10 protein-coding genes are annotated in these 11,576 nt (G+C 70.9%); 2 read left to right on the top strand and 8 right to left on the bottom strand.

The genetic code is table 11. From position 1 onward, the window contains the following. The 5 genes from ACTWNK_RS05590 to ACTWNK_RS05570 form a co-directional block, all read right to left on the bottom strand. Entirely contained in the window at positions 1 to 1,866 is a 1,866-nt protein-coding gene (locus ACTWNK_RS05590; protein ID WP_474302439.1) for an ABC transporter substrate-binding protein, read from the bottom strand. A gap of 36 nt (positions 1,867 to 1,902) precedes the next feature. Continuing rightward, positions 1,903 to 2,778: an ABC transporter permease gene (locus tag ACTWNK_RS05585; protein WP_474302438.1), complete on the bottom strand. Its 876-nt coding sequence runs from the start codon at positions 2,776 to 2,778 to the stop codon at positions 1,903 to 1,905. Further along, entirely contained in the window at positions 2,775 to 3,725 is a 951-nt protein-coding gene (locus ACTWNK_RS05580; protein ID WP_474302437.1) for an ABC transporter permease, read from the bottom strand. The genes ACTWNK_RS05585 and ACTWNK_RS05580 overlap by 4 nt, the downstream gene beginning before the upstream one ends. After that, positions 3,722 to 5,803 (bottom strand): dipeptide ABC transporter ATP-binding protein, encoded by a 2,082-nt coding sequence (locus ACTWNK_RS05575; protein ID WP_474302436.1) that lies wholly within the window; start codon positions 5,801 to 5,803, stop codon positions 3,722 to 3,724. Before ACTWNK_RS05575 ends, ACTWNK_RS05580 begins: the two co-directional genes overlap by 4 nt. Positions 5,804 to 5,925: 122 nt before the next feature. Then, on the bottom strand, positions 5,926 to 7,290 hold the full coding sequence (locus ACTWNK_RS05570; protein ID WP_474302435.1) for a serine hydrolase domain-containing protein: 1,365 nt from the start codon (positions 7,288 to 7,290) through the stop codon (positions 5,926 to 5,928). A 189-nt stretch (positions 7,291 to 7,479) separates the two neighbouring features. On the opposite strand from ACTWNK_RS05570, the gene ACTWNK_RS05565 reads away from it, so the two are divergent. Continuing rightward, positions 7,480 to 7,800, top strand: coding sequence for a hypothetical protein (locus tag ACTWNK_RS05565; protein WP_474302434.1), 321 nt, complete (start codon positions 7,480 to 7,482; stop codon positions 7,798 to 7,800). A gap of 3 nt (positions 7,801 to 7,803) precedes the next feature. On the opposite strand, the gene ACTWNK_RS05560 is transcribed toward ACTWNK_RS05565, so the two are convergent. Genes ACTWNK_RS05560 through ACTWNK_RS05550 form a run of 3 tightly spaced genes read right to left on the bottom strand, consistent with a single transcriptional unit; the run spans position 7,804 to position 10,516 of the window. Continuing rightward, positions 7,804 to 8,586 carry an ABC transporter ATP-binding protein gene (locus ACTWNK_RS05560; RefSeq protein ID WP_474302433.1) on the bottom strand — a complete coding sequence of 261 codons (783 nt, stop codon included), beginning with the start codon at positions 8,584 to 8,586 and terminating at the stop codon, positions 7,804 to 7,806. Next, positions 8,570 to 9,601, bottom strand: a complete 1,032-nt coding sequence (locus ACTWNK_RS05555) for a taurine ABC transporter substrate-binding protein (RefSeq protein WP_474302432.1) — start codon at positions 9,599 to 9,601, stop codon at positions 8,570 to 8,572. Before ACTWNK_RS05555 ends, ACTWNK_RS05560 begins: the two co-directional genes overlap by 17 nt. Before the next feature lie 48 nt (positions 9,602 to 9,649). Next, positions 9,650 to 10,516 carry an ABC transporter permease gene (locus ACTWNK_RS05550; protein ID WP_474302431.1) on the bottom strand — a complete coding sequence of 289 codons (867 nt, stop codon included), beginning with the start codon at positions 10,514 to 10,516 and terminating at the stop codon, positions 9,650 to 9,652. Between the two features lie 29 nt (positions 10,517 to 10,545). Between ACTWNK_RS05550 and ACTWNK_RS05545 the strand changes: the two genes are divergently transcribed. After that, the gene (locus ACTWNK_RS05545) at positions 10,546 to 11,499 is read left to right on the top strand and encodes an endonuclease/exonuclease/phosphatase family protein (RefSeq protein WP_474302430.1); all 954 of its coding nucleotides are present in this window, start codon (positions 10,546 to 10,548) and stop codon (positions 11,497 to 11,499) included. Positions 11,500 to 11,576: the final 77 nt, after the last annotated feature.

Genomic DNA, 11,576 nt, shown 5'->3' with positions numbered 1-11,576 from the left:
CTAGTCGTGGAAGTACCACAGCTCGGGCGTGTAGAGGAAGCTGATCAGCGCGTTGAACGACGACTGCGGCCCCGACAGTGTGTTCTTCCAGACCACCAGCGTGTGCGGCGTCGGGAAGAAGAGCACCGGCAGGTCCTCGGCCAGGGCGTTCACCTCGGCGCCCAGCGCCTTGCCGTCCTCGCCGAACGTCGAGGCCTCGATCAGCTTGTCCACCTCGGCGTTGCGGTAGCTGCCCAGGTTGAAGCTGCCCTCGGTGTTGAACACCGTGTTGCTGCTCGGGTACCCGGCCGCCAGGTACAGCGGTCCGTAGTCCTGCATCGCCCACTCGTTCTTGGTGGCGGGCGCGAAGGTGTTGCCGTAGTTGGCGTACATGTAGTTGAGCGACTTGGTGACGATCTTGATGTCGATGCCGAGCTTCTTGGCCGCCGAGGCGAAGGCGACGTCCCTGGCGCCGACGAAGGCCGGGCTGTTGGCCGAGGCCAGCGTGAAGCCGATCGTCTGGCCCTTCGGGATGCCGTCGCCGCACTCGCCCGCCGCCGTGCCCGGCCGTTCGCAGGTCGTGGCGCCGCCCGGGGTGACCTTCCAGCCGTTGTCGGTGAGCAGCTTCTGCGCCGCCGCCGGGTCGTAGGGGTAGGGCGGCTTGTCGCCGAACGCCGGAGGGTAGGGCGAGTCGTGGCCGGCCGTGCTGTAGTTCGGCGATCCGGCTCCGTTGTAGATGCCCCGGCTGGCGATGTAGCCCTGCTGGTCGATCAGGTGCTGCAGGGCCTTCCTGACATACGGCTGGGCGACGACCTTGTCGAAGTTGCCGGTGGTGTTGCCGAAGTTGATGGTCAGCGCGTCGAACCTGGCCGGAGCGGGCGCGCCGTACACGTTGTAGCCCTTGGCCTTCAGCTCGTCGATCTGGGTGACGTAGCTGGAGTCGAGCGTGCCGACGGTGAGGTTGCCCGCCTTGAACTGGTTGAGCACGGCGGCGGGCGAGGTGAAGGCCTTGAAGTCGACCTGGTCGAGACGCGAGTCGCCGGGGCCGCTGTAGCTCTCGTTGGGCGAGAGCGAGAACGAGCCGGTCGTGGAGTCGAAGCTCTTGAGCCGGTACGGGCCGTTGACGACCTGCCAGAGCGGGTTGGTGGCGAACGTCGACTGCGACTCCGACTGCTTGGTGAGGTAGCGGTAGATCGCCTTGGCGTTCTTGGCCTGCTCGTAGTCCAGGTGCGGGCCGCCGGTCTCGGCGATGTTCCACTCCGTCGACGGCATGACGTACAGCAGCGTCAGCATCGACATCAGGTACGACGGGTTGTAGGCGGTCTCCAGCGTGAGGGTGAGCGTGTCGGGCGCGGTGGCCTGGGCGGTGACGCCGTCGGGGAACTGGCCGGGCGTGTAGAAGCTCCAGTTGGCCGGGCTCTCGGCGAGTGCCGCCTTGAGCAGGGCCAGCGAGAAGACGACGTCGTCGGCGGTGACCGGCTTGCCGTTCGACCACTTGTAGTCGCGCATCTTGATCGTGACGCTTCGGCGGTCGTCGCTGTAGACGGGCGGGTCGGCCAGGCTGAGCTCGGCGTCGGAGATCTGGTCGCCCTCGCCGCTCGGGCGATACAGCGAGCGCCACATCAGGCCTCTGGCGATGACGGTGCCGTTGGCCGCCGCGGGCGGGTAGGGGTAGATGTAGTTGGGGCTCAGGCCCGGGGTCAGGGCGACCGTCGCGGTGCCGCCGTCCTTCGGCGTGCCCGACTGCGTCGGCTTGGCACTGTAGGCGCCGGAGACGTCCTTGGTCGTGCCGCCGCCACCGCTGCTGCACGCGGTCGCGAGCACCGCGACCCCGGCGGTGAGCGCCACCGCGAGACGGCCTCGCCGCATACCGGACACGTGCGTCATTGCTTGCTCCTAGATTCTGGGGGGTGCGGAGATGTGCTAGTCGGCCCGGCGCCCGACGGCGTCCCTGAGCGCGTCGGCGAGCAGGTTGAGTGCCAGGACGGTGAGGATGATGCAGGCGCCCGCCGGATAGATCAGCCACCAGTAGTCGGCCGAGATGTAGGTGACGCCGCTGGCCAGCTGGCTGCCCCAGTCGGCCGTCGGATAGGTCAGGCCGAAGCCGAGGAAGCCGAGCGCGGCCACGACGAGCACGGCGTCGGCCACCTGGAAGGTGATGTTGACGATGATCACGCCGAGCGCGTTCGGGATGAGGTGCGTCAGGATGATCCGCCTGCGGGAGGCGCCCATCACCTTCGCGGCCAGCACGAACTCCCTGACCCTGAGCGTCAGCACCTCCCCGCGCACCAACCGGGCCGACACCAGCCAGGAGAACCCGCCGATGACCAGGCTCAGCGCGAGCGCGTTGGCATGGAACCTGGCCGACAGGATCAGGACGAAGAACAGGAACGGGATCGACAGCATGATGTCGACCAGCCGCATCAGGAACCCGTCGACCACCCCTCCGGCCAGCCCGGCGACGGCTCCGTACACGGTGCCGATCGTGGTGGCGAACAGGGCGGCGAGCAGGCCGATCTGCAGGGAGACCTGGCCTCCGGCCATCAGCCTGCCCAGCACGTCGAACCCGTTGGTGTCGGTGCCGAGCGGGTGCCCGGGACCCGGCGGCAGCGCCGCGTTGACCAGGTCGACCTCGGTCTGGTTGGTCGGGTAGAACACCGGGCCGAGGAAGCAGAACCCGACGAGCAGCAGGAGCAGCAGGCCGCCCGCGAGACCGAGCGGATGGCGGCGCAGCGCGGCGAGGACCGGGCTACGGCCCCGGGGCGCGACGGTCGTGGCCGCCGCCTCGTGTGCGGTCATTTTCTCAGCTCGATTCGGCGGTCGGCGGAGGCGACCAGGACGTCGGCGACGAGGTTGCCCGCCACGGTCAGCACGCCGCCGATGAGGGTGTAGGCCAGCAGCACCGGGTAGTCCTCGCGCTGCAGGCTGTTGAGGAACAGCAGGCCGAGCCCCGGATAGTTGAAGAGCGACTCGACGATCAGATTTCCGGCCAGCAGCGTCGGGATGAGCGTGCCGACCAGCATGACCAGCGGCAGGCAGGCGTTGCGCAGCAGGTGACGCACCAGGATCAGCCGTTCGGGCAGCCCCTTGGCCCGCGCGACCCGGATGTAGTCCTGGCCGAGCTGGTCGAGCGCCGACGAGCGCTGGTACTGGGCGAAGATCGCGACACTGGTCACCGCCAGCGTGATGACCGGCAGCGCCATCGCACGCGGATCGGTGAAGACCACCCACGGCGAGTGCGACTGCGACGCCTCCGCCGGGAAGATCGGCAGCGCCTGGCTGAACAGGGCGATGAGGATCAGCCCGAGCAGGAACGAGGGCGTCGCGTAGAGCACGTACGACACCGCGGTGGCCAGCCTGTCGGTGACGCTGTTGCGCCTGACGGCCTGCAGGATGCCGAGCGGCACCGCGATCACCAGGGCCAGCACCAGCCCGGCGAGCGAGAGCATCGCACTGCGACCGGCGTTCTGCCACAGCAGGGTGGAGACGTTCTCGTTGAGCTTGTAGGAGCGGCCGAGGTCGCCGTGCAGGAGCTGGTCGAGGTAGGTGAAGTACTGCACGACGACGGGCCGGTCGAAGCCGTGCTCGTGGTTGAAGGCCGCCACCGCCTCGGGCGTGGCCCGCTGGCCGAGCACGACGCGTCCCGGGCTGTCGGAGACCAGGTGCAGCAGCAGGAAGACCGCCACCGAGATGCCGAGCAGGACCAGCAGCGAGATCGCCAGCCGCCGGACGACGTACCAGGTCATGGGCGCTGTGCCTCTCCGTGCGAGATCGCCGCCGGACGCAACGGGTGGTGGCAGGCGACCTGGTGGGTGCCGGTGACCGGCCGCAACACCGGCTCCACCTCGGCGCACCGCCCGCTCGCCAGCGCACACCTGGTACGGAAGCGGCAGCCGCTCGGCGGATCGATCGGACTGGGCAGCTCGCCGCGTACCCGTGTGTCCGGGCCGGGCCCACGCGTCGACGGATCGGCCTCGGGCACGGCCGCGAGCAGCCCGGCCGTGTAGGGGTGCGCGGCCGACCGGTACACCTCTTCGGTGCTCCCGGTCTCGACGAGTTTGCCCAGGTACATCACGCCGACCCGGTCGGCCAGATACCGCACGACGGCGAGGTCGTGGGAGATCACCACACTGCTGAGCCCGCGCTCCAGCTGCAGTCGGCGCATCAGGTTGAGCACCTGGGAGCGGATGGAGACGTCCAGCGCGCTGACCGGCTCGTCGGCGACCAGCACCTTCGGGTCGAGGGCGAGCGCGCGGGCCAGCCCGATGCGCTGCCGCTGCCCGCCGGACAGCTCATACGGGTAGCGCTCCATGACGCCCGGGGGCAGCCCCACGTCCCGCAGCAGCTCAAGCGCACGCGCGGTCCGCTCGGCCCGGCCGCCCGCCCCCTGGATGGCCATCGGCTCCCGCAGGATCGTGCCGATGCGCATCCGGGGGTCGAGCGAGGCGTTGGAGTCCTGGAACATCATCTGCAACCGGGTACGGCGAGCACCGAGCGCACGCGCGCTCATCCGGCTGACCGTCTCGCCCTCGAAGACCACCTCGCCCGACGTGGGCCGATCCAGCGCGACCAGCATCCTGCCGAGCGAGGACTTGCCGCAGCCCGACTCGCCCACCAGCCCGAACGTCTCGCCGTCGGCCACCTCGAAGCTCACGCCCGACACCGCCTTCACGGTGCGGCGCGCGCCGAACAGCCCGGCGCCGCCCACGGGGTACTCGCGGACCAGGTCGACCACGCGCAGCCTCGGCTCCGCCCGCTCGGGCGCGGGCTCGCGCGTGGTGACGAAGCGGGCGCGCCGCCTGGTCGCCGGGCCGGACGCCGGGTGCCAGCACGCGTAGGCGTGGCCGTCCTCGCCGGTCGTGAGCGGGGGCGTCTCCTGCTCGCACCTGTCGCTCGCGGCCTCGCAGCGCGCGGCGAACGGGCAGCCCCGCAGGACGGTCGTCAGGTCCGGTGGCGCGCCCGGGATGCTGTGCAGCTCCTCACCCCTGTCGTGGGTGAGCGAGGGGATCGAGGCCAGCAGCGCGTGCGTGTAGCGGTGCCTGGTGCGCTCGAACAGCGCGCCGGTCGGCCCGGTCTCGGCGACGCGCCCGCCGTACATCACGCCGACACGGTCGGCATGCCTGGCGATCACTCCCATGTCATGCGTGACCAGGATCATCGACATGCCGAGCCTGGACTTCAGGTCGTCGAGGAGTTCGAGGATCTCGGCCTGGATCGTGACGTCGAGCGCCGTGGTGGGCTCGTCGGCGATGACGACGCGCGGCTCGCAGATGAGGGCCATCGCGATCATCACGCGCTGGCGCATGCCGCCCGACAGCTGGTGGGGGTGGTCGTCGAGCCGTTCGGCGGGCCTCGGCAGGCCGACCAGGGCGAGCATCTCCTCCGCACGCCGCCGTGCGGCGCGCCGGGACTCGCCGAGGTGCAGGCGCACCGGCTCGGCCACCTGGTCGCCGATCCTGCGGGTCGGGTTGAGCGCGGTCATCGAGTCCTGGAACACCATGGCGATGTCGTTGCCGCGGATCGCCCGGTACCGCGCCGCGGGCAGGCCGACCAGCTGCCTGCCGTCGAAGTCGATCGAGCCTGCCGTCACCCTGCCGCCCGAGGGGAGCATGCCCATGATGGCCAGGCCGGTCATGGACTTGCCCGAGCCGGTCTCGCCGACGATGCCGAGCGTCTCGCCCCGGTGCAGGACCAGGCTGACGTCGGTGACCGGGCGGACGACCCGCTCACCGCGCCTGATCTCGACCGACAGGCTGTCGATCGTCAGCACGCGCTCGCCGTACACGGGACCGCGTGTGTCGCTCGTGCTCACGGCTGTGCTCACCGCAGTGCTCTCCACATCCACTCGTCGATACTGGGACGCGATCCCCCTGGTGGTGTTCGTTGCGCGCATCGAACCTTCGGGGCCGCGTTCGTCCGGCCGGACGAACTGATCGCCGGGGCCGGTCACGGGGACCGCTTGTCGGCCCGCCCGGTGTGCAGGTACGCCGCACGGCCGGTGCCGTCGTCGCCCAGGAAGGCCAGGGGCGCGTGCACGCCGCCTTCGGGCTCGGCGGGGATGAGGGAGTCGCCGCGCCAGGCGAGCAGTTCGGTGCGGTAGGACGGATCGCCGAGCTCGGCGGCCTCGCCCAGCGGCACGCGGTCGAGCCAGAGCCGTCCCCGCCCGTCCGTGCTGATCGTCGTCTCGCTCGTGCTGGACAGATAGACGCCGGTGAAGCGGGAGGCGTCGGGTGTGGGGGCGGCGGGGTCAGGCGTGGGGGGCTCGGGCAGGGCGACTTCGGCGAGTTCGCGCAGGATGTGGCCTGCCACCGCGCGGAACAGGCGTTTCGGTGCTCCGCCGTTCGTCAGGAGCACCAGGGCCAGGTCGCGATCGGGCACGAGCCTGAGGAAGGCCGACTGGCCGATCGTGTTGCCGTCATGGCCGAGCACGACGGGTCCCGACAGGTCGAACAGCTCCCAGCCGAGCCCCCAGGCCGCCCCCTGGGCGATGTCGGGCTGCTGGATCTGCGGTTGCCGCATCGCCGTGACGGCCGCCAGGCTCAGGACCCGCTCGCCGCCGGGGCCGATGCCGCCCGCGAGGTGCATACGGGCGAAGGCCAGCAGGTCGCGGGCGCGCATGGCCAGCATCGAACCGGCGGGCGCGTTGGAACGTGCCATCGCCCAGACGCGCGTCGGCTCAAGCCCGCCGGACTCGGCGTTCTCGACATGCCCGACGGCCGCCCGGTGCACGATCGCCTCGTACGGGTCGCAGGCGGCGTGCGTCATGCCGAGCGGTTCGAACAGGCGCGTGCGCATACAGGCGTCGAACGGCTCGCCGTGCACGACCTCGACCAGGCGGCCGAGCACGCAGAAGCCCGCGTTGTTGTAGGAGAACATCGCGCCCGGCTCGAACAGCTGCGGCACCTCGCCCAGCACGTCCAGGTAGGCGGCGATGCAGTCGTCGCCCTTGCCGGTGTCGGTGAAGATGTCGCCCTCGAACCCGGCCACGTGACACAGCAGCTGCCGTACGGTGATCCGGCGGGCGGCCCGCTCGTCGGCGATCGCAAACTCGGGCAGGTAGGCGCGCACCGGCAGGTCGAGGTCGACCCGGCCCTCGTCGGCCAGCCGCATGACCAGGGTCGCGGTCAGCACCTTGGTGATGGAGCCGATCTGGAAGATCGAGTCGGTCGTGGCCTCGACGCCCGTCGCGGTGCTCAGCACGCCCGCCGCCGCCTCGGCCATCTCCTGGCCCGTCCCGACCGCCACGGCCGCGCCCGGCACGCCGTACTCGGCGAGCAGTTCGGGCAGCCGCCACTGCAACCACGTCCCCATTTCGCCCGTTTTCGACATTGGCATCCCTTCTGGCGGCACTCCCGATGAGCATAGGTCCGGGGTGAGCAGCCGCGTTCGTCCGCTCCCACCACCGCCGGGCCGCCGATTCGTGGATTCGGCCATGCGGTTCGCCGTCCCCGTCACGGGCATGGGAGCGGAAGGAGACGAACACCGGAAAGGAGCGACGCCATGCCACGGGGATCGAGCCCGAAGCGGGAACGGCAGTACGAACACATCAAGGACAGCGTCCGCGCACGCGGCGAGAGCGAGAAGGTCGCCGAGGAGATCGCGGCCCGTACCGTGAACAAGGAGCGGGCCAGGGCGGGCGAGTCGAAGACGGCCAGCCGTACCTCCCTCGACGACATCTCCTCCTCCCGGCGCGGCGGCCTGCGCTCGCACTCGGGCGCGGCCGGCCGTACCAAGGAGCAGCTCTACGCCGAGGCCAAGAGGAAGGGCGTCAAGGGGCGGTCCAAGATGACCAAGGCACAGCTGGAGAAGGCCGTCGGCTGAGCGTCAGGCGGCCGCCGCCGCGCGCACGGCCTGGCTGACCGTGGCGCGCAGGGCGGCGTACTCGGGAAGGGCGCGCAGCTCGTCGGGGCCGAGGCCGGTGCGGGGCAGCGCGATGTCCAGGTCGAGGGCGATCCGGCCCGGCCTGCTGGACAGCACCACGACCCTGCTGCCGAGGAAGACCGCCTCCTCGACGCTGTGCGTGACGAAGACGGAGGTACGGCCGGTCTGGGTGCTCACCAGGCGCAGGTCCTCCTGCAGCCGTTCGCGGGTGAGCGCGTCGAGCGCGGCGAACGGCTCGTCCAGCAGCAGCAGCCCGGTGTCGCCCGCCAAGGCCCTGGCGATGGCCACGCGCTGCTGCTGACCGCCCGAGATCTGCCAGGTCCTGCGGTGTTCGACGTCGTGCAGCCCCACCCTCCGGAGCAGGTCGGGCACCCGCCGCTGCCGCTCGGCGCGCGGCACCCCGGCATAACGAAGGGCGAGCTCGACATTGCCTGCCACGCTCTTCCACGGCAGCAGCCTGGGCTGCTGGAAGACCAGCCCGGCCCCCTTGCCCGGCACGGGCGGACCGCCGCCGACCAGCACCGTGCCCGACGTGGGCTCCTCGAACCCGGCGATCAGCCGCAGCAGTGTGCTCTTGCCACAGCCGGAGGCCCCGACGATCACCAGGAACGCGCCTTCGGGCACGTCGAGCGAGAGCGGCCCGAGCGCCACCACGGCATCGGGCCCCGTGCCGTAGACGTGCTCGACGTCGCGTACGGAGACGACGGGCTCAGGGCTTGAGGACATCGGGCAGACCCTTGGTGTAGATGGCGCCGCGCACGGCGGCCAGGTCGGGGACGGCGTCGATCTTCTGCTGGTCCTTGAGGAACTTCGCCGCGTCCAGCAGGCTCTGCGCGAGGCCGCCCGGCGCCTGCGGCGTGCCCAGCCATTCGGGACCGGCCAGGTCGGCGGGCTTGAGGAAGACGCCCTGGCTGAGCTGGTCCTTGGCGTCCTCCTTGGTGAGGTTCAGCTCGGCCGCGACGGCGGTGGCCGCCTCGTCCGGGTTGTCGGCGATCAGCTGCAGCGCCCTGGCCTCCACCTTGCGCCAGGCGTCGACCGCGTCGGGATGGGCCTGGACGAACGCCGTCGACACCACGCCGAGGTCCAGCGTGGGCTTGCCCGACGCGGCCAGTTCGCGGCTGGTGACGAGCGTCCTGCCGGTCTTCTTCAGCTCCTTCAGCGTCGGCAGCCAGGTGTAGGCGGCGTCGATGTCGCCCCGGGTCCACGACGCCTGGATGTCCTGCGGCTCCAGGTCGATGATATTCACCTCGGACTCGGCCACACCCGCCTTGTCCAGCGCCGACAGCAGGCTGTAGTGGGCGGTCGAGGCGAACGGCGTGGCGACCTTCTTGCCGCGCAGCCCCTCGATCGCCGTCACGCCGCTGTCGTTGCGCGCGACCAGGGCCTCGTTGTCACCGGCCACGTCCAGCACGAACGCGACCTGGTACGGGATGTTCAGCGGGGCCGACAGCCCCCTGGCGACCGGGCTGGACCCGATGGCCGCGATGTCGACGCTCTTGGCGACGAACGCGGTGTTGATGCTCGCGCCCGAGTCGAACTTCGTCCACTGGATCGTGTAGCCGGGCAGCGCCTGCTCCAGCCACTTCTTGTTCTTCACGATGAGATCCCCGCTGGGAAAGGCCTGGTAGGCGACGCGGATGCTCTTGGCACCCGCCCCCTCCCCGCCCGAGGAGGCGGAGCCGTCGCCGCACGCGGTCAGGGCGGCGGCGAGGACCAGGGGGAGGACGAGCTTCAGGCGCATGGCGGTTTCCTTTTCGGGGGGTGCACGGTGGATCACGAACAACGGAGGTCAGGTACGGCCGCGCCAGGGGATCAGCCGCTTCTCGGCCGTGCGCAGCGCCGCGTCGATGAGCAGCCCGGACAGGCCGATGGCGAGCAGGCCGAGCACCACGACATCGGTCTGCAGGTAGCGCTGGGCGTCCCTGACCATGCCGCCGATGCCGGGCACGCCGTTGACGGTCTCGGCGGCGACCACCGATGAGTAGGCGATGCCGACCGCGAGCCGTACTCCCGTGAAGATCTCGGGAAGGGCGTTGGGCAGCACGACGTCCCTGGTGACGTCCCAGCGGGAGGCGCCCAGCGCTCTCGCCGCCTCGACCAGGTCCTTCGGCGCGCCGTGCACGGCCGCGGCGGTGGCGACGGCGACCGGCGGCATCGCCGCGATGGCCAGCAGCCAGAGCTTGGGCGTCTCGTCGATGCCGAACCAGATGATGAGCAGGCTGAAGTACGCCAGGGGCGGCAGCGCCCTGACGAAGGTGACGACGGGCTCGGCCACGACGCGGATCCACGGCACCGCGCCGAGCACGACGCCGACGACGAGCCCGGCCGCCACCCCGATCGCCGAACCGAGCAGGATGCGGCGCAGGCTCACCCCGAGGTGCTCGACGAGCAGGCTGCCGCTGTAGCCGCGGATGCCGTCGTGTGTGGTCGACAACCGGATCAGCTGGTCCCACACCGCCTTGGGCGTGGGCACGAACGAGGGATTCGCCGCCGCGAAGGCGACCGCCTGCCACAGGATGATCAGTACGAGGACGGCGAGCACCCGCACGCCGAACCGCTTGAGCACTGGCCCGCGCCGCCTCGGCCCGTCCGGCCTGCGGCTGCGCGGCTCGGCTGCGGGACGTTCGAGTACGGGGGGCGAAGGTGACGAGGTCACAGCGGCATCGGCGGGACAGGGATGGACATATGTATTTCCTACCAATTTATAGTGGATTAGGCAACAGGCGAGGCCGGATCCTCGCCTGCCTGGCCGTTCTGGTGGCGGCGGCCCTGGCCCTGCATGCCTTCGTGCCCAACACGGGGTGGCGTCTGGGCAGCCTGTTGGAGACGTTCCTGCCGTGGCTCGGCCTGGCCGTCGCGGCGCTGCTCGGCCTGGCCCTGTTACGGCGATCGGTCCTCGCGCTCGCCGCCACCGCACTGCCCGCCGCCGTCTGGCTCGTCCTCTTCGGCCCGTCGTTGCTGCCCACCGGCCCGACGCGGGCCCACCAGCTGACCGTCGTGCAGCACAATGTCGACGACGCCAATCCCACGCCCTCCGCCACCGCGGACGTCGTCGGGCGGACCGGGGCCGACCTCGTCGCCCTCCAGGAGCTCACCCCTGCGGCGCTGCCGCTCTACCGTGCCGCCCTGGCCTCGCGCTATCCCCATCACCTCGTCGTGGGCACGGTCGGGCTCTGGTCCAGGCATCCGCTGCGCGACGGCCGTGCCGTCGACATCAAGCCCAAGGACCTGACGGCCGAGTGGAGCAGGGGCCTGCGGGCCACGGCCGGCACGCCGTACGGGGACGTGGCCGTGTATGTCGCCCATCTGCCCTCGGTGCGCCTCCGGCCGCGGAGCGGGTTCGACGCGGCCAGGAGGGACGAGAGCGCACTGGCACTGGGCGCGGCCGTGGCCGCCGAGCCGCTGGCCAGGGTGGTCCTGCTGGGCGACCTCAACGGGGTGCTCGACGACCGGGGGCTCGCGCCGCTCACCTCACGGCTGGCCGCCGATCGGACGGGCTTCGGTTTCACCTGGCCCGAGGCCTTTCCGGTGGCCAGGATCGACCATGTGCTGACCCGCTCGGCCGTACCCGTGGACTCGCGGCTGCTGCCCGCACGGGGCAGCGACCATCTGCCGGTGCTGGTCCGCATCAGGCTCTGAGGATCCCCGGCCTGCGCGTCAGGCTCCGAAGATCTCGGGCTTGTCGCGAGGGGATTTATCGATGAATGTCATGCTGT

It is taken from the genome of Nonomuraea sp. IBHARD001 (assembly GCF_056106265.1).
This window is presented reverse-complemented; position numbering and strand designations above follow the sequence as displayed.

Bases quoted from the DNA above. Each gene is read 5' to 3' on its own strand.
- ACTWNK_RS05590 (WP_474302439.1), bottom strand. From the start codon at position 1,866: ATGACGCACGTGTCCGGTATGCGGCGAGGCCGTCTCGCGGTGGCGCTC.
- ACTWNK_RS05585 (WP_474302438.1), bottom strand. From the start codon at position 2,778: ATGACCGCACACGAGGCGGCGGCCACGACCGTCGCGCCCCGGGGCCGT.
- ACTWNK_RS05580 (WP_474302437.1), bottom strand. From the start codon at position 3,725: ATGACCTGGTACGTCGTCCGGCGGCTGGCGATCTCGCTGCTGGTCCTG.
- ACTWNK_RS05570 (WP_474302435.1), bottom strand. From the start codon at position 7,290: ATGGGGACGTGGTTGCAGTGGCGGCTGCCCGAACTGCTCGCCGAGTAC.
- ACTWNK_RS05565 (WP_474302434.1), top strand. From the start codon at position 7,480: ATGCCACGGGGATCGAGCCCGAAGCGGGAACGGCAGTACGAACACATC.
- ACTWNK_RS05560 (WP_474302433.1), bottom strand. From the start codon at position 8,586: ATGTCCTCAAGCCCTGAGCCCGTCGTCTCCGTACGCGACGTCGAGCAC.
- ACTWNK_RS05555 (WP_474302432.1), bottom strand. From the start codon at position 9,601: ATGCGCCTGAAGCTCGTCCTCCCCCTGGTCCTCGCCGCCGCCCTGACC.
- ACTWNK_RS05545 (WP_474302430.1), top strand. From the start codon at position 10,546: ATGTATTTCCTACCAATTTATAGTGGATTAGGCAACAGGCGAGGCCGG.